The 22210-nt window shown below is 28.4% G+C and carries 28 protein-coding genes; 10 read left to right on the forward strand and 18 right to left on the reverse strand.

Annotation, left to right across the window (positions count from 1 at the left end; translation table 11 throughout):
* Positions 1-55: 55 nt before the first annotated feature.
* From CLLT_RS01970 to CLLT_RS01990, 5 genes are read left to right on the forward strand one after another with little or no spacing between them, the layout of a single operon-like run.
* The gene (locus CLLT_RS01970) at positions 56-316 is read left to right on the forward strand and encodes a hypothetical protein (RefSeq protein WP_143297314.1); all 261 of its coding nucleotides are present in this window, start codon (positions 56-58) and stop codon (positions 314-316) included.
* Positions 288-1679: a pilus (MSHA type) biogenesis protein MshL gene (mshL, locus tag CLLT_RS01975; RefSeq protein WP_074692605.1), complete on the forward strand. Its 1392-nt coding sequence runs from the start codon at positions 288-290 to the stop codon at positions 1677-1679. Before CLLT_RS01970 ends, mshL begins: the two co-directional genes overlap by 29 nt.
* The gene (locus CLLT_RS01980; protein WP_012661132.1) at positions 1660-1989 is read left to right on the forward strand and encodes a hypothetical protein; all 330 of its coding nucleotides are present in this window, start codon (positions 1660-1662) and stop codon (positions 1987-1989) included. Before mshL ends, CLLT_RS01980 begins: the two co-directional genes overlap by 20 nt.
* Positions 1982-3496 (forward strand): GspE/PulE family protein, encoded by a 1515-nt coding sequence (locus tag CLLT_RS01985; RefSeq protein ID WP_074692603.1) that lies wholly within the window; start codon positions 1982-1984, stop codon positions 3494-3496. Before CLLT_RS01980 ends, CLLT_RS01985 begins: the two co-directional genes overlap by 8 nt.
* Positions 3493-4653: a type II secretion system F family protein gene (locus tag CLLT_RS01990; RefSeq protein WP_074692601.1), complete on the forward strand. Its 1161-nt coding sequence runs from the start codon at positions 3493-3495 to the stop codon at positions 4651-4653. The genes CLLT_RS01985 and CLLT_RS01990 overlap by 4 nt, the downstream gene beginning before the upstream one ends.
* Here the strand turns inward: CLLT_RS01990 and CLLT_RS01995 are convergent.
* Genes CLLT_RS01995 through CLLT_RS02045 form a run of 11 tightly spaced genes read right to left on the reverse strand, consistent with a single transcriptional unit; the run spans position 4650 to position 12570 of the window.
* On the reverse strand, positions 4650-5402 hold the full coding sequence (locus CLLT_RS01995) for a TSUP family transporter (RefSeq protein WP_074692600.1): 753 nt from the start codon (positions 5400-5402) through the stop codon (positions 4650-4652). The genes CLLT_RS01990 and CLLT_RS01995 overlap by 4 nt on opposite strands.
* The gene (locus tag CLLT_RS02000) at positions 5387-6136 is read right to left on the reverse strand and encodes a TIGR02757 family protein (RefSeq protein WP_074692598.1); all 750 of its coding nucleotides are present in this window, start codon (positions 6134-6136) and stop codon (positions 5387-5389) included. The genes CLLT_RS01995 and CLLT_RS02000 overlap by 16 nt, the downstream gene beginning before the upstream one ends.
* Positions 6136-7965 carry a flagellar hook-associated protein FlgK gene (gene flgK, locus CLLT_RS02005; protein WP_012661137.1) on the reverse strand — a complete coding sequence of 610 codons (1830 nt, stop codon included), beginning with the start codon at positions 7963-7965 and terminating at the stop codon, positions 6136-6138. The genes CLLT_RS02000 and flgK overlap by 1 nt, the downstream gene beginning before the upstream one ends.
* 10 nt (positions 7966-7975) lie before the next feature.
* The gene (locus CLLT_RS02010; protein ID WP_074692596.1) at positions 7976-8410 is read right to left on the reverse strand and encodes a flagellar protein FlgN; all 435 of its coding nucleotides are present in this window, start codon (positions 8408-8410) and stop codon (positions 7976-7978) included.
* 42 nt (positions 8411-8452) lie between these two features.
* A complete protein-coding gene (locus CLLT_RS02015) occupies positions 8453-8659 on the reverse strand; it encodes a hypothetical protein (protein WP_012661139.1) in 207 nt (68 codons plus the stop codon).
* Between the two features lie 60 nt (positions 8660-8719).
* Complete coding sequence (locus CLLT_RS02020; RefSeq protein ID WP_074692595.1) at positions 8720-9085, reverse strand: rod-binding protein; 366 nt, start codon at positions 9083-9085, stop codon at positions 8720-8722.
* Positions 9085-10131, reverse strand: a complete 1047-nt coding sequence (locus CLLT_RS02025; protein ID WP_012661141.1) for a flagellar basal body P-ring protein FlgI — start codon at positions 10129-10131, stop codon at positions 9085-9087. Before CLLT_RS02025 ends, CLLT_RS02020 begins: the two co-directional genes overlap by 1 nt.
* A 57-nt stretch (positions 10132-10188) precedes the next feature.
* Entirely contained in the window at positions 10189-10845 is a 657-nt protein-coding gene (locus tag CLLT_RS02030) for an RsmD family RNA methyltransferase (RefSeq protein WP_074692593.1), read from the reverse strand.
* Positions 10838-11233: a hypothetical protein gene (locus CLLT_RS02035; RefSeq protein ID WP_012661143.1), complete on the reverse strand. Its 396-nt coding sequence runs from the start codon at positions 11231-11233 to the stop codon at positions 10838-10840. The genes CLLT_RS02030 and CLLT_RS02035 overlap by 8 nt, the downstream gene beginning before the upstream one ends.
* Positions 11217-11921 carry an HdrB C-terminal domain-containing protein gene (locus CLLT_RS02040; protein WP_012661144.1) on the reverse strand — a complete coding sequence of 235 codons (705 nt, stop codon included), beginning with the start codon at positions 11919-11921 and terminating at the stop codon, positions 11217-11219. The genes CLLT_RS02035 and CLLT_RS02040 overlap by 17 nt, the downstream gene beginning before the upstream one ends.
* A 10-nt stretch (positions 11922-11931) precedes the next feature.
* The gene (locus CLLT_RS02045; RefSeq protein ID WP_012661145.1) at positions 11932-12570 is read right to left on the reverse strand and encodes a DUF5644 domain-containing protein; all 639 of its coding nucleotides are present in this window, start codon (positions 12568-12570) and stop codon (positions 11932-11934) included.
* 97 nt (positions 12571-12667) lie between these two features.
* On the opposite strand from CLLT_RS02045, the gene CLLT_RS02050 reads away from it, so the two are divergent.
* The 5 genes from CLLT_RS02050 to fldA all read left to right on the forward strand — a co-directional run bounded on the left by CLLT_RS02050 (position 12668) and on the right by fldA (position 16185).
* Entirely contained in the window at positions 12668-13489 is an 822-nt protein-coding gene (locus CLLT_RS02050) for a thiamine-phosphate kinase (RefSeq protein WP_012661146.1), read from the forward strand.
* Positions 13458-14594, forward strand: a complete 1137-nt coding sequence (gene truD, locus CLLT_RS02055) for a tRNA pseudouridine(13) synthase TruD (protein ID WP_081352031.1) — start codon at positions 13458-13460, stop codon at positions 14592-14594. The genes CLLT_RS02050 and truD overlap by 32 nt, the downstream gene beginning before the upstream one ends.
* Before the next feature lie 87 nt (positions 14595-14681).
* Entirely contained in the window at positions 14682-14999 is a 318-nt protein-coding gene (locus CLLT_RS02060) for a DUF2325 domain-containing protein (RefSeq protein ID WP_012661148.1), read from the forward strand.
* A 1-nt stretch (position 15000) separates the two neighbouring features.
* Positions 15001-15693 (forward strand): hypothetical protein, encoded by a 693-nt coding sequence (locus CLLT_RS02065; RefSeq protein ID WP_012661149.1) that lies wholly within the window; start codon positions 15001-15003, stop codon positions 15691-15693.
* Complete coding sequence (gene fldA / locus CLLT_RS02070) at positions 15694-16185, forward strand: flavodoxin FldA (protein ID WP_012661150.1); 492 nt, start codon at positions 15694-15696, stop codon at positions 16183-16185.
* Between the two features lie 12 nt (positions 16186-16197).
* Here the strand turns inward: fldA and CLLT_RS02075 are convergent, their stop codons facing one another.
* The 7 genes from CLLT_RS02075 to CLLT_RS02105 all read right to left on the reverse strand — a co-directional run bounded on the left by CLLT_RS02075 (position 16198) and on the right by CLLT_RS02105 (position 22209).
* On the reverse strand, positions 16198-16611 hold the full coding sequence (locus CLLT_RS02075; protein ID WP_012661151.1) for a pyridoxamine 5'-phosphate oxidase family protein: 414 nt from the start codon (positions 16609-16611) through the stop codon (positions 16198-16200).
* On the reverse strand, positions 16604-17314 hold the full coding sequence (locus CLLT_RS02080; RefSeq protein ID WP_012661152.1) for an EI24 domain-containing protein: 711 nt from the start codon (positions 17312-17314) through the stop codon (positions 16604-16606). Before CLLT_RS02080 ends, CLLT_RS02075 begins: the two co-directional genes overlap by 8 nt.
* Positions 17311-18003 (reverse strand): dUTPase, encoded by a 693-nt coding sequence (gene dut / locus CLLT_RS02085; RefSeq protein ID WP_074692592.1) that lies wholly within the window; start codon positions 18001-18003, stop codon positions 17311-17313. The genes CLLT_RS02080 and dut overlap by 4 nt, the downstream gene beginning before the upstream one ends.
* A 14-nt stretch (positions 18004-18017) precedes the next feature.
* Complete coding sequence (locus CLLT_RS02090) at positions 18018-18563, reverse strand: hypothetical protein (RefSeq protein ID WP_012661154.1); 546 nt, start codon at positions 18561-18563, stop codon at positions 18018-18020.
* A gap of 127 nt (positions 18564-18690) precedes the next feature.
* Complete coding sequence (locus CLLT_RS02095; RefSeq protein ID WP_074692590.1) at positions 18691-20325, reverse strand: hydrogenase small subunit; 1635 nt, start codon at positions 20323-20325, stop codon at positions 18691-18693.
* Positions 20326-20329: 4 nt separating this feature from the next.
* The gene (locus CLLT_RS02100; RefSeq protein ID WP_074692589.1) at positions 20330-21010 is read right to left on the reverse strand and encodes a triose-phosphate isomerase; all 681 of its coding nucleotides are present in this window, start codon (positions 21008-21010) and stop codon (positions 20330-20332) included.
* Positions 21007-22209, reverse strand: a complete 1203-nt coding sequence (locus CLLT_RS02105) for a phosphoglycerate kinase (RefSeq protein WP_074692587.1) — start codon at positions 22207-22209, stop codon at positions 21007-21009. The genes CLLT_RS02100 and CLLT_RS02105 overlap by 4 nt, the downstream gene beginning before the upstream one ends.
* Position 22210 lies beyond the last annotated feature (1 nt).

Consider the following 22210-nt stretch of genomic DNA (forward strand, 5'->3'; position numbering starts at 1 on the left):
ATTTTTACTTGTGAGTTTATGGATACTTAGCGCTTTTGGCGCTAAGTATCCATTTTTGAATCAAAGTTGCAATGATGTTGATTTTTCCTTGATTCAAGATCCTTTTTTTCAAAAAACTACAAATATAAAATCTGATTTTTCCTTGCAAGCTATCGTTTCTAATAAAGTTAAGATTAATGATAAATGGTATGTTTTGAATGATGATATTGAAGGTTTTAAGATTGTTGAGATTAAAAATTCTCAAGTTATATTGATAAAGGAAGAAAAAGTCATGGTTTTAAAATTGTATGAAAAAAATAATATTTTTATTCATTAGTATTTTAAGTTTTACAAATATTTTTGCTTCGCAGTGTCATCAGCGCTTTTTTGATATAAGCGTAGAAAATAAAACTTCTTTGATTGAAATTTTAAATGAACTTGGTAGAGAATGTGGATTTAGTATTATAATAAAAGATTCATTAGCTAGAGAAAAGTTAAATCATACTCAAAATTATTTACACATAAGAAAAATGTCTTTAAGAGAAATTTTTAAACTTTTATTGATGGAAAATAATCTTGCTTATGAGTATGAAAAAAATATTTTAAAAATTTATGGAAGACAAGTTAAAACTTTTAAAGTTCATTATATAAGCTCTATTAGAGAAGGGCAAAGCATTACTAAAGCTTCAGTGGATTCAAGACCTAAACAGGGTGATTATGATAGTGCTAAAGAAGCAGATAATTTAGTCATTAGTACAGATAAATTTGATTTTTGGGAGAAAATTGCAGAAGAAATTCAAGCTTTACTTGATGAAAATACTACTAAGCCCATTATTAATACCAATGCGGGAATTATTACTTTAAATGCTACCTTGTATGAGCTTGCAAGAGTTGAAAAATATCTAAAAGACTTAAATAAAAGACTTAAAAAGCAAGTTTTAATTGATGTAAGTATAGTTGCAGTACATTTAAATAAAAGCCATTCAAGTGGGATTAACTGGCAAGAGCTTGCTTTTAAACTTAATGGAGATGATAATGATTTTATAATCAATAAAGGTGGTGTTAAAAATATTAATCTTAAAGCTAATGTTGAAACTAAGGCAATTTTAAATTTATTACAAGAAAATGGCAAAACCACTGTACTTTCTAACCCAAAACTCATGGCACTTAATAATCAGCAAGCTATTATTTCCATAGGTGATACGATTAATTATCAAGTAAAAGAAAGCTCTAAGGGTACTGAAAATGGTACGACCATTAGTGAAACTTATAATAATTATTCTATTTTTGTAGGAATTTTACTAAATATTTTGCCAGAAATTTCAGATGATCATAAAATCATGCTTAGGATTAATCCTAGTTTGAGTGATTTTAAATATAGTGTTGATAATCATAGACAAAATAAACCAAGAAATATAGCACCAGATACTATACAAAAAAAGCTTTCTACTGTAGTTGAAGTGGATGATGGGCAAACTTTAATTTTGGGTGGATTGATTAGCAAAAATACGATTAGTAATCATAATGAAGTAAGTGCTTTATCTAAAATACCACTTTTTGGTGCCTTGTTTCAAGGAAAGCAAAATTTAGAAGATATTAGTGAAATAGTTTTTATCATCAAGCCAAGTTTAATAAGAGCTGATAAAAAAGTATTAAGTTTGAAAGAATTAGGTTTTGAACATGAAGATGATATGTTTTAATTTTTTGATTTGTTTGTCTTTTTTAAATGCAATAAATATTCAAAATGAAGATTTTGAGCAAAATGTATTCTATGAAAAATTTATCAATCAGCCAAACTATGAAAATGCTTTAAATTTAGCTAAATATTTTTATCAAATAAAAGATTATCAAAAGGCCGTTTTTTGGGCTATTGAGGCAAATGAATTTGAATTATTAGAAAAAGAAGCATGGCTAGTTTTTATCAATGCTAAATTAAAACTTGGAAAGCATGAAGATGCTTTAAGAGCTAAAGAAGAGTATGAAAAACTTTTAGGAAATTATTTTGAATGACGCAAAAGAAATAAAAGTTTTAAATAAACTTCCTTTGCAAGAATTGGCTTTAGAATATAAATTAGAAATTTTAGACTTAAACCAAACTCTTAAAATAGAAAAATATCTCCATGTTTTGCCTTTTTCTCTAATAGAACAATATAATATTTTTTGTTTTTATGAAGATGATGAAAATATTCATATAGCTTCTTTAAAACCTTTAGATGAGAGTATTTTAGAAAAAATACAAAATTTATACCGCTTAAAGACGATTAAAATTTTTCTTTGTGATTTTATACAATTTAAATTCTTACTAGAAAGGATTAAATTTTTAATTTGCTTTCAAAACTATCTTGATAAATTAAAACTTAATTTAAAAAGTGATGAAAATAAAGATGAGCTTTTATTAGAGCAGTTTTTGAATTTAATTTTAACTTATGCTTGCTTTTTAAGAGCAAGTGATATTCATTTAGAGCCTTTGGAAAATGAAGTTTTGATAAGATTTAGAATAGATGGAGAATTAAAATATATCCATAGCCTTGATGTGAGTTCTTATCAGGCTTTATTAATGCATATAAAAATCATCACCCTACTTAATGTAGCCGAACAAAGACAAGCTCAAGATGGAAGTTTTTCCAAGATTATTTTAGAGCAAAAGTATGACTTTAGAATTTCAATTATGCCTTTGTTATTTGGGCAAAGTGTGGTACTTAGGATTTTAAAACAAGATGAGCATGTTTTAAAACTTGATAGACTTTTTATTAAAGAAGAAAATTTATTCCGTTTGAAAAAAGATATGAATGCACCTTATGGTTTGATTTTATTTTGTGGGCCAACAGGGAGTGGTAAAAGCACTTTTATGCATGCTATTTTAAACGAGCTTGATCAAAATAAAAAAATCATTACTCTAGAAGATCCTATAGAATATAAACTTAAACATGCTCAGCAAATTTTGTTAAATTCTAAAACCGGTTTTGATTTTCACAAAGCTTTAAGAGCGGTTTTGAGGCAAGATCCTGATGTGATTATGGTGGGTGAAATCAGAGATGAGGAGAGTTTGGATATAGTTTTAAAAGCTTCTTTAAGTGGACATTTAGTTTTAAGCACCCTGCATACTAATGGTGCTATAGAAGCTATTTTTAGAATGAAGCACATGGGTGCAAAAGAATATTTAATAGCTTATGCACTTAATTTGATTATAGCTCAACGCTTGGTAAGAAAATTATGCGAATGTAAAGAAGCTAGCGATGAAAAATTTCATTTTCAAAATCAAGTTTTTGAAGGAAAATTTTATAAAGCAAAGGGTTGTGCTAAGTGTATGTATAGTGGATATAAAGGGCGTTTAATGGTGGCTGAGTTTTTATTTTTGGACCGTAATTTAAAAAGTATGATAGAAAATAATGCAAATTATGAAAATATTTTAACATACGCCTTGAAAAAGGGCTTTTTGACTTTAGGCACTGATGCTTTAGAAAAGGCAAAACTGGGTTTGACAAGCATAGATGAGCTAAGAAAGATTGGTTTTTGAAAAAATTTATTATTTTTTATGCTTTAAACAAAGAGCAAAAGCAATGTGTAATTAAAGCCAAAAGTCTATATGAAGCCAGAAATCTTGCACAAAAATCATTTGAAAATATTATTAGTGTTGAAGAATACTTTAGAACAACAAAACATAAAATTAAAGAAGAAGAGCTTATTTTTATCCTTAAAGATCTAAGTATGGTTTTAAAAGCAGGATTAAGCTTACAAGAGGCTATTTTAGAATTTACAAGATCAAATCATGATGCGCACGTAGCTAAAATATTTAGTGTGATTTATAATAAACTCAAAAATGGAAGTTCTTATAATGAAGCTTTTAGAGGTGTTTTAAACTCTAGAGAATGCGCTGTTTTAAAAATTTGTGATGGTAAGGAGGATTTATATAAGGCTTTTGAGATTATCATTAATTTAAAAGAGAAAAACCTTCATAGTTTTAAGCAGTTTAAAAAATCTATAACTTATCCACTTTTTGTTTTTTCATGTATTATTTTAGCTTTTTTTGTACTGATGATTTTGGTTTTGCCTGAGTTTAAAACTTTATTTTTGCAACTTGAATTAGATTTGCCAAAAATCACTCAAATTCTTTTTGTTTTAGGAGATTTTTTTAAACATTTTTATGTATTTATTTTATTAGGTATGGGAATTTTTATAATGCTTGCTTACTCTTTTAGAAAGTCTTTGTTTTTTCATAAAATTCTTTTTTATTCTCCCATTTTTGGAAAGATAATATTTTATCAAGATAAATTTTGTTTTTTCTTGATTTTTTCATATTTACTGAAAGCAGGTGTGGATATAAAAAGAGCTTTTGATCTTGCTTGCGAAGGTATAGAAAATCAATTTTTTAAAAATAAAATGTTTATTATAAAGACTTCATTTGAATCAGGACTTGATTTAGATCAAGCTTTTTTCAAAATAAAGCTTTTTGAGCCTTTTGTGATAAGAATGTTAAAATTAGCTTTAAAAAGTTCTAAACTAGATGAGAGTACTTATGAGCTTGCTTTATTTTATGAGCACAAAAAAGAAAATTATACTCAAAGACTTTTAAGTGTTTTAGAACCTTTGATGACAATTTTTATGGCGAGTTTGATTTTAGTTTTAGCCTTGGGTGTATTTTTACCTATGTGGCAAATTAGTCAAGGAATTTAAGCAAGATAATCATAAGCAACCTTAGCTATAGTTAAAGCAACCATGGTTAAAAAAAGTTTTTTGATAAAAGTTCCCTGTGTTTTTAAGACTAGTTTTGAGCCTACAAAGGCGCCTAAAACTTGGCCTATACCCATTAAAACACCAACTTTCCAAAGTACTTCATAAGAGTATAAAAATACCCCTAAAGCCACTACATTGCTAGTGAAATTTAAGATTTTAGTATTAATGCTTGCATTTTTCATACTAAAACCAAGAAATATCACACAAGCAAAAATCCAAAAAGACCCAGTTCCAGGCCCTAAAAAGCCATCATAAAAGCCAAGCAATAAACCAAAAGTGATTTGAAAGCTTGTAGTGCTCATTTTCGCTTCATTATGAACATTTCCTAAATTAGGCTTAAAAATAGTATAAAGAAAAACTAAAGCTAGGCATATTAGCACAATGATTTTAACAGCATTTTGATCTATTAGTAAAACTGCATAAGTACCAATAACAGCTCCAATTGCGGTAAATAAAATACCTAAAGCAATTTTTTCTATATTCATATGTTTTCTATAAGATAAAACCGCAGTAAGTGAGCCAAAAGTGCTTTGAAGTTTATTGGTAGCTAGGGCTAAATGAGGAGGGATTCCACAAGCAAACAAAGCAGGTATAGTAATAAGTCCACCACCACCTACAATCGCATCAACACAGCCTGCAAAAGCAGCAACAAAAAATAAAATCACATAATAAGTTAATTCAAGCTCCATAAGCTTTCCTTGTTTTGTCCGATTCTATATAGAGCAAAATCATATTTTATAGGATCTTGTGGATCAAATTTTTTAAGACTTCGAGTAAGCTCTAAAACACTTTTAAAATCATAAATCTTACGCTTTAAAAGCTTAAGTTTTAATGAAACTTTATGAGTATGAGTATCTAAGGGTATGAGTAAATCTTTTTTATCGATATTTTTAAACAAACCCAAATCAAGCTCATCATTTCTTACCATCCACCTAAGATACATATTGTACCTTTTTAAAGGACTTTTTGGAGTTTTAAATTCTTTTGAAAAGAAAAATTCATAACCATGGCTTTTATAAGGATTAAGTTTATAAATTGTTTCTATGAAAGCTTTTATTGCATGTGTGATGTTTTGCTCTTTTTGATAAGTTTTGGTAAAAATATTTTCTATACTATCTTCATTTTTTAAGCGTTTAAGTGTGATAAAAATTTGAGCTATGTCATGGGAGTTTTGAAAGCGGTATTTTAGATCTTTGCATTCTTTTTTAATAATCTCATCATTTTTTTCAAGCAAAGAAAAATCAAGTTTTTTTAAAAAATTTACAATATTTTTAGCATTCCCATAGGCAAATAGAGCACAAATTAAAGCTATGGTTTCATCTTTATAAACACTTGCAATTTGTAAAGGATCAGGATGAGAGAAAAGCTCTTCTTGAGTATTTTTACTTAAAATAGCCTCATCTAAAAGAGCTTTAATTTGCATTAAGATTTTAAACCAAGTAGAGTTTCAATCATTTGATCTACGGTTGTAACTATCTTAGCTGCAGCTCCATAACTTGCTTGATATTGTATAAGTGCTGCTAATTCTTCATTAGTGTTTACACCACTTTTTGATTGATATTCTGCATAAGCTGTGTTAAATACTGTCATATTGGTAGCATGTGCAAAACTATTACTTTCTGCATTTGATGCAATTTTACCTGTAAATTTTCTATAATACCCATCTAATGTTAAACTATCTACCGTACCATCTTTATTGTAAAAATTCACCTTTTGATTTTGAAGTTGTAACATAGCATTAGCAATATCGTTGTTTCCATCAACTCCATTTGAGCTTGCTTTAAGAGTATTTGGATCATTTCTAATACTTGAATTTACATTAATACTACTTGCATCTTGACCATTAAAAAATGATGAAACATTTAAAGCTCCAGGGAAATTTGTACCTTTGTCCTTAAAAGATATTTTATAACCCTTTTTTAAGCCATTGATTTGGAAATTTCCACTATCACTTTGTCCATCATAATGATAAAAGGCTTTAAAATAATCATTTAAATCATTACCAGGTTTTCCATCATGGTTATCATCTATATCTGCATTGATTTGTTTGATAATATCTTCTATAGTGGTATTAACATCAATTTTTATAGTTCTTGTAGCAACCGGATCACCTTTTTCGTTATATACTGTAAGATCAAAACTTCCTGCCTGAATATTTCTATCATAACTCATCAATGAAGTGTCAGGTTTTAACCCTTTTAAATCATCTGAATTTACTTTTTCAGTTGCTGCTTGAGCATAGACATTGTTAGTTTGAGTGATGAGGGTTTTTGTAAAAGTATTTAGCATATCTTTATATTCTTGCAATATTCCATCACTATAAGTATCATGATTGCCATCATAATTTCTACCTCTAAGATCAAGCTGAGCACCAAGTTGTCCACCTGAAATTTTACTAGTTAAATCATAGCGGTTTTCATCATTTACTTCATAATAAATTTGATAAAAACCATTTTGATTATTATCATCTAATTTTAAAGGATGAAAACTAGAACCATTGACTATACTAAAACCTTGAATACTTAAATCATAATATCTTCCAGAATCAGTCATGGTGGATTCTAAAGTACTATCTTGAGAGCTTTTTCCTTTCCAAGCTACTGCATCAACTAATTTTGAAAGTCTAAGCTCAAGCTCATCTCTTCTATCTCTTAATTGATTAGCATTATCAGTTGGTAATACCTCTTCATTCTCAAGTTGTTTGTTGATATTTGCAATTTCTTGCCCAATATTATTAATCTCATCCACAGTTTGTCTGATTTGTTCATTAACAGTTTGCTGCATCTTGTCAAGGTCTTGTAGAGTTTTTTGTATATTTTGCGCTAATACATTTGCGCTATTAACAAGATCTATTTTGCTTGCTCCATCACTTGGATTGGAAGCAAAATTATTCCATGCATCATAATAATTTTTATAATCTTGTAAAATACCAGTTCCTTGCATATCAGGAAATCTTTGACTTGCTTCTTGTAAAATTTGTCCTAAATAATTTGTATAATTTTGCTGAGTAGTAGCATTTTTTAACTCATAATAAGAGTGTTCATCGTGCAATCTTTTTATGGTGTCAATTTGCGTGCCTGTTCCTAAGTGTAAGCCACCTCTATCAATAGACATACCAGAACTTTGCACAGCTCTTTGTCTTGTATAAAACACTGCATTTGCATTAGAGATATTATTACCTGTTGTATTAATTTGAATTTCAGCGGCTTTTATACCGCTAACTCCTGTATATAAACTATCAAAAATTCCCATGAGTTAGCCTTTAAACATTAATCTTAAATAATGAATCCGGAATTGTTTTTTTATCACCATAAGCATTATTTGTTCCATTTTGCTCAAACATTGCATTTAAAAGATTGTCATAAAAATTTTTAATAATAAGAGCTAACTTGGCATATTCTTTATTTTTTTGGTGTAAGGTGTTTAAATTTTGCTTTAAAAGAGCAAGTTTTTCTTTATCCTCATCATCTAAAAGCTCATCCAAGCCTTTATTGTTTCCTTGATTACTAAGTTCTACTAAAGCCTTGTCAAGATTTTTTTTAGCAATTTGGAAGTCATTTACAAGCTTAGTTTTATCTTCAACACTTTTACTTACATGTTTATGATTAGCTGCTTGAATTTGTGCTATATCTTCTAAAGTAAGATTGATGAGTTTTTCTAAAATAGAATTTGTTTCATTTAAATATTGTTTAACCATTTTTTATCCTTTCTTAGGCGCCAACCCAAAAAAGGATAAAAATTATAATAAAGAATCTGCTATTGCTTTAGAAGTGGCTTGTAGATTGATTTTATACTCGCCATTTTTAATTTGTGAAGCAATTAAAGATGCTTTACTTTCTTCTGCCTTTTGAGTTTCTTTTGCCTTGTTGTTTTCTTTGTTTTCTGTTTTATTTATATCATTAGTAGCAACCTGAGCTACATAACTTTGATGTATAGGGTTTATCATTTTAAGCCTCCAGTTCTATTAAAAAACTCTAAGAACTATATCGGCACTTAAAAAAATAACTTAACCCCTTTCTTTTAAATAATCAAATAATAATTTTGAAAAACCTAACCCCCCGCTTAAAGCCTTACTCATAGTATCATTATACATAGATGAATAAATTTCATCACTTGCATCTTTTCCAAATAAAGAATTTTCTTGTTTTAAAGAAATATCTAAAACACTTTTAATTAAAAAAGCTTCAAATGCGTCAGTTTGCTCTTTTAAAGCCTTATCTTCATCGCTTAGTGCTTGAATATGAGTGATATCATTTTTAAAAGCACTATCAGCATAGTTTTTAGCAGCTTTGTAGCTATTATTGTGTTTAGTGATACTTTCATAAAGATTGCTACTATAATTTTTACTCGCTATATAATTATCAACTTTCATTATATCACCTCTAATTCAGCACTAATCGCACCAGCTCTTTTTAGATTTTGCATAATAGCTATGATATCATTTGGTGCTGCTCCAAGTTTATTTAGCATTCTTGCTATATTTGCTACTGTTGTTTTATTGTTTGTGATTTTTAAAGTATTAGATACTGGATCTAAAATACCACCATCTTTCATATCGATTTCATTTTGTCCTAAAGCTACGGTATTGTTTGGATCGATTTTTATAGTGATATCTTTATGAGTGATTAATATAGGTTCAACTTCTATATTTACTCCAGCTACTATAGTACCAGTTCTCTCATCAATAATTACTTTACTTTCTGGAGTATAAGCTATATCTTGTTCTAAAACTCTTGCCATAAATTCAACATGAGAAAATTCTTCAGGTTTTGTTAATTTTATAGTTCTAGAATCTAAAGCTTTTGCTATATCTGTATCAAAAATAGTATTTAAAACTCTTTCTATATTATTAGCTGTTTTAAAATCTGCTTCTTTTAAGCTTAAAATCAAATCTTCGCTTTGACTAAAATTTTGTGGAATTTCTCTTTCTACTACCGCACCATTAATAACATTTGCTGAAGTTGAGTGTGTTCCTGCTGCACCCGGTCTTGGGCTAAGTCCACCTATAGCTAAAGAGCCTTGAGCCACAGCATAAATTTCTCCATCAACTCCTTTTAGGGCTGTCATAAGTAAGGTTCCACCTTGTAAAGATTTTGCATCACCTAAAGAAGCTACACTCACATCAAGTTTATCCCCACTTCTTGCAAAAGCAGGAAGTTTTGCTGTAACCATTACTGCTGCTGTATTTTTTGATTTTATATCACCTGGGCTAACTTTTACATTCATACCTTGAAGCATGTTTGAGATTGATTGTAGGGTAAATTCACTACTTGTTCCATCACCACTTCCATTTAATCCAACAACCAAACCATATCCTATAAGTTGGTTATCTCTAACGCCTACTACATTGGTAAGTTCTTTAATGGTAGCTGCAAAAACACTTAAGCTTAATGCTAAGCAAAGTAAAAATATTCTCATCGATTCTTCCTTTAATCTATGCTATTTTCATAAATTAAAGCAAAAAAAGTTCCAAATTTATGTAAGAGTGTAAAAACTTAAGCTAGTTGAGCCAAATTTCTTTTCTTTTGTTTTTTCATAATTTTGAATTTTAATTGGAGTTTTAAAAGTGCTGTGATGTTCTATGATGATGATTTTTACATTAGAATTTGGTAAATTTTTTATCAAATTCAAAGTCTTTTCATAAATATCAAAAAAACCTTCTCTAATATCAAAGGGCGGATCAAGATACAAAATAATATCTTCTTTAGAATTTTGAATAATTTGAGGGGTTTTTTTAAAAGTATCATCATTAAAGCAAATAGTGCTTTGATCAATATTGGAAGCATTTTTTAAAGCGATTTCATAAGCTTTTTTATCTTTTTCTATGGCATAACTTTTTAAGCAGCCGTTACTTCTTGCCTCTAAAGCCATTAAAGCACTTCCTCCAAAGGCCTCTATGAAAATTTTATCCTGCAAAGAAAAACGCAAAACATTAAAAACACAAGATTTTACTATACTTTTGGTGCTTCTTGTGGTATTTAAGCTAGGAAGTAAAATTTTTTTACCTTTATAGATTCCACTCTCTATGGTGGTGTAAATTTTTTGAGCTTGTTTTTTTGAGCTTGTTTTTTTATCTTCTTTGTAATTTTTTAAAAAATCCTTTACGCTTTGATATTCTTGTGTTTTATGCATTATTATTTTCTTCTTTGATGAGGTTTTTTAACTCTGTTTTGTAAAGATCAAATATCGCATCGATTTTTTCATGACTTTCTTGACGTAGTTGCTCTAAAATGGCTTCACATTTTTGATTCATAAGTTTTTTTTCACGCATAGCTATTTTATAAGCAATACTTTGCAAACTTGCATTGAAATCATTTAGAGCATTAAGTAATTCCTCTATATTAAAAGGATGAGATAAAAAATTTGATTTTTTATTGATGATAAATTGTGGTTTTTGCGTGTTGATTTTTTCATCACAGACTAAAAAATCACAATCTTTTTTTAAAACTAAAAAATCCTTCAAAGCGATTTCTAAAGTTTTTTCTAAAATTAAATCCTTACATTCAAGAGCGATTTTCATTGACTAAACTCACTTTTAATTTGTGTTTTTTTAAAGTGTATGGTACTATACCTAGAGCTAAATTTGCAAGCTCTGCAAAGGTTAAAATATAAAAATCTTCAAAATTTCTATTTGAAATAGCCTGTAATTCTTTATAGCATTTATCAAACATATAAAAAGAATAAAAATTTTCAACTACTAAAAAATCACAACCATTATCATAAGCATCTAATACAACAGAAGCTGCACATTTGTATGCTAATTGGGTGTTTAAATTTAAAAAATTATAGCCGCAACTTTTGTATTTTCTTTCAAAATCTATTATATTTGCTTTAAGCATCTTGACAAGCTCTAAAGAGCAGCTTGCATCTGAAAATCCCTGATATACACCTATATTAAATTGCTCAAAAAAATACTTAATGCGTTCTTGTTTAAGATGATCTAAAAAAATCTTTGGAGCATATTGGATTTTTTCAATTTTACTCATAATTTCATAAGAGCTGTATTCGCAAGCTAAAATATTATCCTCATCCATCATTCTAGAATATTCATCTAAGATATCTTTTGGATCATAATCAATAATAAAATAATTTTTACCCAAAGGCTTTTCGCATAATGTGCTTTGAATTCCAACTTTATCTAAAGCATCTTTGATAATATCAAAATAACAAAATAAATCATTATTGCTATTGGTGTAGATTTTATACATTATTCATTCCTTAAAAAATACTTCTTGCAAGACCTGATTTTACAAGCATAACTTTTAATTCTTTAATATAAGATTCATAATCAAGCTCGTTTGATGAAATAAAATTTTTAAATTTTGTGTGATAATAAATTCCTTTTTCTTCATCTGCAACTAATTTTAAAAATTGAGGTGCTTTTTCTGGGTATTTAAGTAGCATTTTATAAGCAAATACAAAAAAACTATCGCCAAGATATTCAGGTAAAAATTCCCTAACTTCGCTCGTATAATATAAAAAATCATATTGTTTATAAAGTTCTATATCGTGTATATCAATAAGCCCTTTAAAAAGTTCGAGTTTTTCTAAAAAATCACTTTTGTCCATGATTAAATCTTTGGTTGCTCTTTTAGTATCAAGTGGTTCTATGATAAGTTCTTTACCAAATCTTTCGATGATATTATTTAAATCTCTTCTTTGTCTGATTGTAACTTGATTGACTTTAATACAACTTTCTGGATTTTCTTCAAAATCAAAATATATATCATCTTTTTTAATTTGACTTAAAACATCATAAACACTTTTAAAATTTTTACTATCATAAACATAAGGTTTATAATAAGCTAAATAATCACTATCTTTATCAAAACGAAAAATTCTTAAAGTTATTTGCATATTTTGTCCTTGGTATTATTTTTCATTATATACATTTTAAACTTATAAAAATTTGATTATTATATAAAATTAAAAGCTTTTTGTATAAAATATTCACATGGATAAAGAAAAATTTATTATCAATGCTTTTACAAATTCTATTAATGGCGATGATGGCGCTGTTGTAGATGAGTATTGTTATTCTAAAGATTTATTTTGTGAAGATGTGCATTTTAAACGATCTTGGATGAGCTTAGAACAAATTGGAGCAAAGGCTATGCTTGTTAATATTTCTGATGCAATTGTTATGAATGCTACACCAAAGTACGCTCTTTTAGGGCTTTCTTTGCCAAAATGTTTAGAAATGAAGCAGGTTAAAGCTTTGCAAAAAGGCTTGCTAGATAGTGCAAAAGAATTTGGAGTGCAAATTATAGGTGGAGATACCATAGCGGATAATAAAATTAATATTAGTATAACTATTATTTCTAAGGTAAATAAAAGGGCCGTTTTTAGAAAAGGTTTGAAAAAAGGAGATTTACTCGCTTTTAGTGGAAAATTAGGTGAGAGTTTAAAAGGATTGAATATATTATTTCGTGGTGGAAAATTACACTCTAATCATCGTTTTATAAAGCCTAAATTAAGACAAAAATTTTTTTATGATATAGCAAAAAAAGTTAGAGTGAGTATGGATATTTCAGATGGGCTAAATAAAGATCTTTCAAGAATGTTAAATCTTAACAAACTAAGTGTTAAATTTTTTAAAAAATTAGATAAATTTAGCTTAAATAGTGCAGAAGAATATGAAATTTTATTTGCTTTTGATAAAAAACATAAAGCATTTGTACAAAATATGGCAAAAAAGCACAAAATTAAATTAAATATTTTTGCAAAAACTAAAATTGGAAGGTATAAATACTATGGAAAAGAACATCATTTTTAAACCACTTTATGCTTTAAAACATAGTCCAATAAATGTGTATTTTTCAAAAAATAGCAATGATTTTGTCGTTAGAGAAAAACCTTTGTATGAATTTAGTGGCAAGGGGGAGCATTTAATTTTACATATACAAAAAAAAGATCTTAGTACAAGTGAGGCTTTGAGAATTTTAAGTGAGCAAAGCGGTGTGAAAATGAGAGATTTTGGATATTGTGGATTAAAAGACAAGCAAGGTTTAACTACTCAATACATCTCAATGCCTAAAAAATTTGAAGAGAATTTAAAAAATTTCAAGCATGAAAAAATGAAAATTTTAGAAAGTTTTGTTCATGATAATAAGCTTAGAATAGGGCATTTAAAAGGAAATTCATTTTTTATAAGATTAAAAAAAGTTTTAAAAGTAGATGCTTTAAAGATAGAGCAAGCCTTTAAAAATATCCAAGAGCAAGGTTTTGCAAATTATTTTGGATATCAGCGTTTTGGTAAATTTCAAGATAATTTTTCACAAGGATTAGAAATTTTAAAGGGCAAAAATATAAAAAATAAAAAAATGCAAGAATTTTTAATCTCTGCTTTTCAAAGTGAGCTTTTTAATAAATACTTGAGTAAAAGAGTGGAAATTTCACATTTTATTAATGATTTTAGCGAAAAAGAGATAAGCCAAATTTATGCTCTTGATAAAGAAGAAATCAAAAGTTTGAAAAATCAAAAGCAGTTTTTTAAACTTTTAAAAGGTGAAGTTTTAGGGCATTATCCTTTTGGAAAATGTTTTTTGTGTGAAGATTTAATAAATGAAGTAGAAAGATTTAATCAAAAAGATATTAGTGCTATGGGACTTTTGCTTGGCGAAAGGGCATATGAGAGTAAAAATGATACTTTTGCTAGAAAAATAGAAGATGAAATTTTTAGTAATTTTTATGAGTATAAAACTAAAATGCAAGGCTCAAGAAGATTTTTATGGTCATATATGCAAGATTGTAAATGTTTTTATGATGAAGAAAAAGCACATTTTACTTTGGAATTTTTCTTACAAAAAGGCTCATATGCCACAGTGATCTTAGAAGAAATTTTACATACAGATATCTTTGAACAAAACCATAATATATAATTTAAAAAATTGATATTGAGTATCAGAAAAAATTTATTTTTTATAAATTATAATAACAATTATCATTTTTATAAAAAGGAAAACTCAATGTCAGTTTTGGTTATCGGAGCGGATGAAATAACCCCAATAAAAGCAGTTTTGACAAACCTAGGTGCAAAAAGCATAGAGCATTGGGATGCTAGAAATGAAAATAGGGTAAATAGAAAACCCATTCCACAAAATACTGAATGTATAGTTATGCTTACTAGTTTTTTAAATCATAATACTATGAAAAAAATCAAGACAGAGGCAAAAAAACGCAATATACCTTTGGTTTGTGCTAAACGCAGTGTAAGTTGTGTATATTGTGAATATTGTAAGGTTTTTGGCCTTGATCAAACCTATGAGTGCGCAAAGAAGGCTTAATATGTTTGGATTTAATGAAAAAGAGGATTTTATACCTAAAATATTTAGAGATTTAGAACAAAAAAGTATTAATCACATTTTTTTAAATTTATATAATTCTTTGGTTGAAGATGATCTAAAAATACCTTATATTTATGCAAAAAAAGCTAGCTCTTTAAGAAATATTTTTGAGTTAAAAATTCAAAATATGAGTATTAAGAGGACTTTGAGATTTAGCAAAGTAAAACAATTTTGTCCATATTCTCATAAAATCATCAAAGCTTATAAAGAAGGAAATTTAAATAAAATACAACTTGAAGCAAAGATGCCAAAATATGCTTTAGCTAAATTAATACAAAATGTGTTCTTATCATCTAGTTTTACTTTACCTTTGCAAGTTGCTTTTGAGGCTTTTGTGTATGATAAAATTTGCAAAAGTAATACCAAATCCAAAGTAAAGATTTATAAAAATATCATTATCATTAATGAAAAAATGGCAGTCATGCCTTTATTTTGTAAAGATAGTGATAAAGATATAGAGCTTGCTTTGCAATTTATAAAAGATAATTCTTTTGAAAGATTTTATATTGTGTATCCAAGAAATAAAAATTTCACTCAACATGAAGAAATAAGACATTTTTTATGCGAAAATAATAAAACTTTGCTAAAATTAGTTCCCTATACTATTAATAATCAAATTTTAAGGAGATGTTAAATGTCAATAGCAGTAATTTATGGTAGTTCAATGGGTAATACCGAAGGTGCGGCAAACATAATCGCTCAAAAATTAGGAATTTCAGATGTATTAAATATCGCAGATATTAATGCAGAAAAAATTAATTCTTATGATAAATTAATTTGCGGAACTTCTACTTGGGGAAGTGGTGATTTCCAAGATGATTGGGATGGTTTTGATTTTTCAGCTTTAAATCTTAGTGGTAAAACTGTTGCGGTTTTTGGTATGGGAGATAGTGAAAGCTATTCAGATACATATTGCAGTGCTATGGGAAAACTTGCTCAGGCCTTAAAAGCAGCAGGAGCAAATTTGGTAGGTGCTGTTTCTACAGGTGGTTATACTTTTGAATCAAGTGAAGCCGTAGAAGGTGATAAGTTTGTAGGACTAGCATTAGATAATGATAATCATGAGGATTTAACAGAAAGTAGAATTGATGCTTGGTTAGAGCAAATTAAACCTCATTTTTCTTAGAATAAAGATGTCTTAAAGACATCTTTGAAACTCTAATTTTTTAGAAAGTAAAATTTTATTATCAGTGTATTTTGCCCATTGTATATTTAAAGCAAAAATACAAGCTTGTGCAAGTTTTGCAAAGGGAAATTTTTTATAATATATTCTTTCTTGCTCTTTGGTGGCTTTTTGAAAAAGAGCTTTAATTTGTACTCCTTTAATGAGATTAATAATATCTGTATCTAGCGCTATATTAACTGCTACTTTAGGGGATTTATAGGTAAGTTGAATATGTTTGGTATGTTCTTCGCTAGCAAAAATTAAAGCTAAATTTTTATCATCAAAAGCATAATAACAGCTTGCGCAATATACTCCACCATCCTCATCAAGCATACTTAAATTTAAAAGTTTTTGTGAATGGATAAATTTTTTAATTCTTTCATCCATTGTTATTGGCTTTAAGCTTTAAAATTTTTTGATAACTTAAGTGTGTTAAGAAAATCACATAAAACACTTGTAAAAATAAACCAAGCAAAGGTATGCTTGATAAAGTAAAAAAGACTAAAGTGATAATTTTAAAATACAACGGTGATGAATTTTTATAAAAATCATCAAAATTGTTTTTATCTAAGACATTACTTAATACATCTAGCAATAAAAGTTTATGAAATAAATAATAAAATACTCCATAATAAATCACAATGCTAACAAAAGGTATAATCAATAAGAAAGTGGCTACTGCAAATAATACGCATGAGATGAGTAAAAATTTGAATGTTTTAAGTAAAATTTCTAAAGAATTTACTTCTTTTTGTATAGAATGGTTGTAGTATTTTTGGTTGATTTTTTTAACTATATAAGGAGTTAAAAAAGAAATTATAAACATAGTAAAAAATACAGAGGCAAATACTACTATAAAAAATCCACCTATAGCACTTAAAAATGCAAGTGAAAATTGCACTATAGAAAAGCTAAAAAACCAAGCCATAAAAGAGCCACTAACCACATCTTCAATATAAGAAAAAAATATATCATAACTATAATATACTAGCAGGGCAAAAATAACCAAGCTGATTAAAAAAGGCAAAGTTGAGAATTTTAAAAAAGGCCTGCTAAGAAAATCCTGCAAGCTTAGGTATAGTATATTCATTTAGTTTGCTTATAAGCATCCTGAAGTTTTTGATAGATTTCTTTATAATCTAGTGTTTCTTTTAAAATTTGATTTAAAACTTCGTTATCTTCTGTGCCATTCCAAATTTTTTTGTAAGTGCCTTCTTTGTAGCCATTTTCTTGTCTGAATTGATTTAATATATTTTTTCCAATATAGGTTTTATAAAGCTCAAAGAAATTTAAACCACATTTTCTAGCTAAAATAAAATATGCACTCAAGAGTTCACCTAAATCATAATCAAAACCACTACATTTATGGATAATAAGCTCAATATCATTTAAAATTCCATAGATATCTGCTTCATTTGGATTAGAAGTTTCTTTGCAAAAATCATCAAAAAAAGTTACAGAAGAAACTTCTTCTGCTATGAAATTTTTATCATTTATTTGTTTTTCTTTATATTCTTCTAAAATCAAACTTAAAATAAAATGCCATATATCTACTATTTCAATGCGTACATTGTCCCAGTTTGCAGGAGTATGTATGCTTTTCCAATGTTTCCAAGCAAAAGAATCAATAAGCTCAGCACACTCCATATAAATACATCTTCTAAAACTAATCAATTTACCTTCTTTTGTATAGCCATTTTCCCATCCTATACCATTAGTATCATCATTTAGTTTTTGCTGGAGTTCTAGCATGCTTTTTAAAATATCTTTTACTTCCATGTTATTTCCTTTTTTTAAGCATAAAATCCAAATTCTTTATTATCCTCTTCTTTTTGTTCTTTTTGTTTGTTATATTGCTCCCAAATTTCTTCTAGTAATTTAGTGCTATCTTGGAAAATTTGCTTTTTAATATCTTCAAGATCAGTTTTATTCATTTCTTTATTTAAACTCTTATCCATGGTATTAAATAACTCATGTAAAGTAGCTTTTTTATGTTCTTCATTTTTTGGTTCAGGCAAGGCATCGCCAATTTTCATTGCAGTGGCAATGAGCTCTTTTGGTTTTAAAGTTCCAACTCTTGAGTTTTTCATAAATTCATCGATTTGAGGTTGTACTTTGGCTACTGCTTCTTTTATCTCTTCAATTTCTTCTTGTGAAAGTTTAGTTCCACTATATGAAAATGAAAAACCAAATTGATTTCTTAAACTCAAAGATGCTGAATTTCCATCTTTATCTAATTTTGCTTCTTTTTTATCATACATAGAAAAAGAAAGATGGTTGCCATTTTTCGTTTTAATATCCATAGAAAAATTTTGAGAATTGTAGCTAGAAATTTGCATAGCTTTTCCTTTCAAGTAAAGATAAGGTTATATCGTCAAAACAACCAAATCTTGAATAAATTTGCAAAGTTTTCGCACTTTGCAAATTTCAAATATTTAGGGAGATGAATATTTTAGCATTAAGTCTTTAAATGCTCGTTAAATCCCAAAATAATTTTAATAATTTTTCGTTTTTTGCACATACTAAAATTTGCTCTTTGTTATGTGTCTTTTTGCATGCCTTTAGAGCTTGTTTTAAATGCTCTTTTAAAGAAAAAATCAAGCCAAAAGCAATGCCTTCTTTATCTAAGCCGCCTAGAATATAAATTAAAGGCATACGCATTGATTTAGAAACATCAAATTTTGCTTGCTCATTAATTGTGATTTTAAAATCAAATTTGCTAGGATGTTTAAACTTATAAGCTAGAGCAAGATCTAAAAACTCATCTAAATGGTTTAATTTTTTTCCACTAATAAATGGATATATAAAATAAAATAAATCTAAGATATTGTTGCTAGTTTTGCTTTCATCATCGTAATTTTCTTGTATAAAATCATAATATGTTTTAAATTGCTCTTGGTAATTTTGCACTAAAGTCATAGCCATTTTGGTTTTTGCAAAATTATTTAAGAAAACTTTAGGATTAGCTTCAAAACTAAAGTCTAAAAAATTAATCTTTGTGTCATTTTGATAAAAAATCCCACTAGTATCACTTTCTAAATCTAGTAAAATATTATTTGAATTAAGCTCATTGATAGAGCTATTATAGACTATTTTATCATCTAATATAATAGAAAAATCATTATAAGCAAATTCATTACTCATAGGTTTTTCATAAAAACCAAAATCATCCCAAAAATTCTCTTCACTACAAGCAATGCATCCATGTCCTGCAGCTACTGGCCAAGAAGTTTTAGAATTAAATTTAACCTTAGGACAATTATTATAAGCATAAGGTCCTTTGCAGCCTACTTTAAAAAGACAATAACCTTCTTTTATCTTTTCATCATCAAAGCTTTGAGCAAAATTTCCTGCCTCAAATTTAGCCTTTCTTTCACATAAATCATGAAGACATTTTCCATAAAGAGCTAAAGGTCTATTTTGATCATCTAAAGCCATATCTTGTTCAAATAATATATAAAAACAAAGTGCTGCGATGATATTTACATCACTTGGTGGGCAACCTGGTATGTTTATTATTTTTTCATCTAAGACTTTAGAAATTCCTATACTTTTAGTAGGATTTGGATGTGCAGCTTGAATTCCTCCAAAACTTGAGCAAGTCCCCATAGCAAAAATAGTTTTGGCATTTTTAGCGCATTTTTGTAAAATTTCATATCCATTTTCACCATGCGCTCCTATGGTTAGATAAAAAGGATCTATAGCACAAACCCCACCTTCTACAGCTAAAAGAAAATCTTTTTTTTCTAAAACTTCCTCTAAATGTGATTCTGCTTGATGTCCGCTTGCACTCATAAAGGTTTCATGATATTCTAAAGAAATAAAATCAAAAATTAAATCCAAAAAATCAGGCAATGAAGTTCTAAGCAAACTCTCACTACACCCTGTACATTCGCTCAAATGAAGCCATATAAGACTAGGCGGGGTGTGAAGTTGAAAATATCTATGCGCCAAAGGGCTAAAGTCATTTGGCAAACCTAAAATTTTAATGATAGAATTTACAGCTTCTAATGAGATATTTTTTTCTTCTTTTTGTGAGTTTTCTAATAACGCTATTTTTTTCTCTAATATGCTTTTTAATTCTTCATTACCTAAAGACATGTTTTTAACCTTTAGCTATTTGTATCATATTTAAAAAATCGCTTGCATTTAATGCAGCTGAACCTATCAATACTCCATCGCAATTTTTTAAAGCACAAATTTCTTTAATATTGCTTTGATTAACACTTCCACCATATAAAAGCTTAGCTTTGCTAAATTCTCTTAAAAAATTAAGTATAGTGTTAATATCATCAAAATTAGCACTCGCTCCTGTGCCTATAGAATAAATAGGCTCATAAGCTATAATGAGTTTTTTATAAGATAAATCAATATTTTCAATTTGTTTTTTTAAAAAATCTAAACTTTTATTGGCATTTTTAGTTTCTAAACTTTCACCTATACAATAAATAATATTAAAATCAAGATTTTTTGCAAAATCAAATTTAGCCTTTAAAAAGCTTTCATCTTCATTTAAAGCTCGTCTTTCAGAATGACCTATTAGCACGCTTTTGATATTAAATTCTTCTAAGTGAATTTTACCTATTTCTCCAGTATATGCGCCATTTTCACAAGGGTAAAAATTTTGTGCTCCTTGATGAAAATTTACTTTTAAACTAGAAAAAGCTATGCTTGGTGGGAAGATGAAAATTTCATCTTCATTGCTTAAGTTTTGGTTTAATTTTTGAGCGTAAAGTTCAAAGCTTGATCTTGTATGATTACACTTTAAATTTGCTGCAAAAATCATTCATTATCCTTTATGGTCAAAGGTTTTACACCAGGAAGTTCTTTTCCTTCTATAAGCTCTAATGAAGCCCCACCACCAGTTGAAATAAAAGTCATCTCATCAGCATCACCAGCTCTTGCTACAACATCAGCAGTATCGCCACCACCTATCACGGTAGTTGCGTGAGATTCGCTTATATAATGGCTCATTTTAATACTACCTTTTGAGAATTTATCGATTTCAAAAACTCCCATAGGTCCATTCCACCATATAGTTTGCGCATCAGAAAGTGCCTCTTTAAATAATCTTACACTAGCAGGCCCTATATCAAGCCCCATCCAACCTGCAGGAATTTCTTGCACAGGAGTGTATTTCATCACCGCTTCTTGAGAGCAAGTTTGCGCTGCTGTAACATCCACAGGAAGGTAAATTTTTACACCTAGATTTTTACCTTTGAGTAAGATTTTATTTGCTTCTTCAATTAAATCTTCTTCTAAAAGTGAATTTCCTATATCATAACCTTGTGCTTTTAAAAAGGTAAAAGCCATACCTCCGCCTATGATAAGCTTATCTACTTTTGGAAGTAGGTTAGTCAAAGCTTGTAATTTCCCACTCACTTTAGAACCACCTACTACAGCTACAAAAGGACGCGCAGGGTGTTTGATGAGATTGCTTGCAAATTCTATTTCTTTTTGGAGTAAAAATCCTGCACCTTTGTGGGTATTATCAAAGTATTTTGTAATGGCTTCAACGCTAGCATGAGCCCTATGACAAACCCCAAAAGCATCATTAATATAAACATCAGCCATAGAAGCAAGTTCTTTGGCTAAATTTTCATCATTCTTAGTTTCACCCTTTTCAAAGCGTAAATTTTCTAAAAGCAAAATTTCACTTGATTTTAATTCGCTAGCTTTTTTCTTTGCATCTTCACCTATAACATCTTTAGCCATGATAACATCTTTAGCCATTAAGCGTGCAAGTCTTTTTGCAACTGGCTCTAAAGAGTATTTTGAAGCTATTTCTTTGGGACGCCCTAAATGTGAAGCTAAAATAACCGCACAGCCATTGTCTAAACAATATCTTATAGTAGGGATAGCCGAGCGGATACGGCGATCATCGGTGATATTTAAAAATTCATCTTGAGGAACGTTAAAATCACATCTTATAAATACTTTTTTCTTTGCAAGATCAATATCTTTAATTGATAAAATACTACTCATC

Source organism: Campylobacter lari subsp. lari, assembly GCF_013372185.1.
Lineage (GTDB): Bacteria > Campylobacterota > Campylobacteria > Campylobacterales > Campylobacteraceae > Campylobacter_D > Campylobacter_D lari.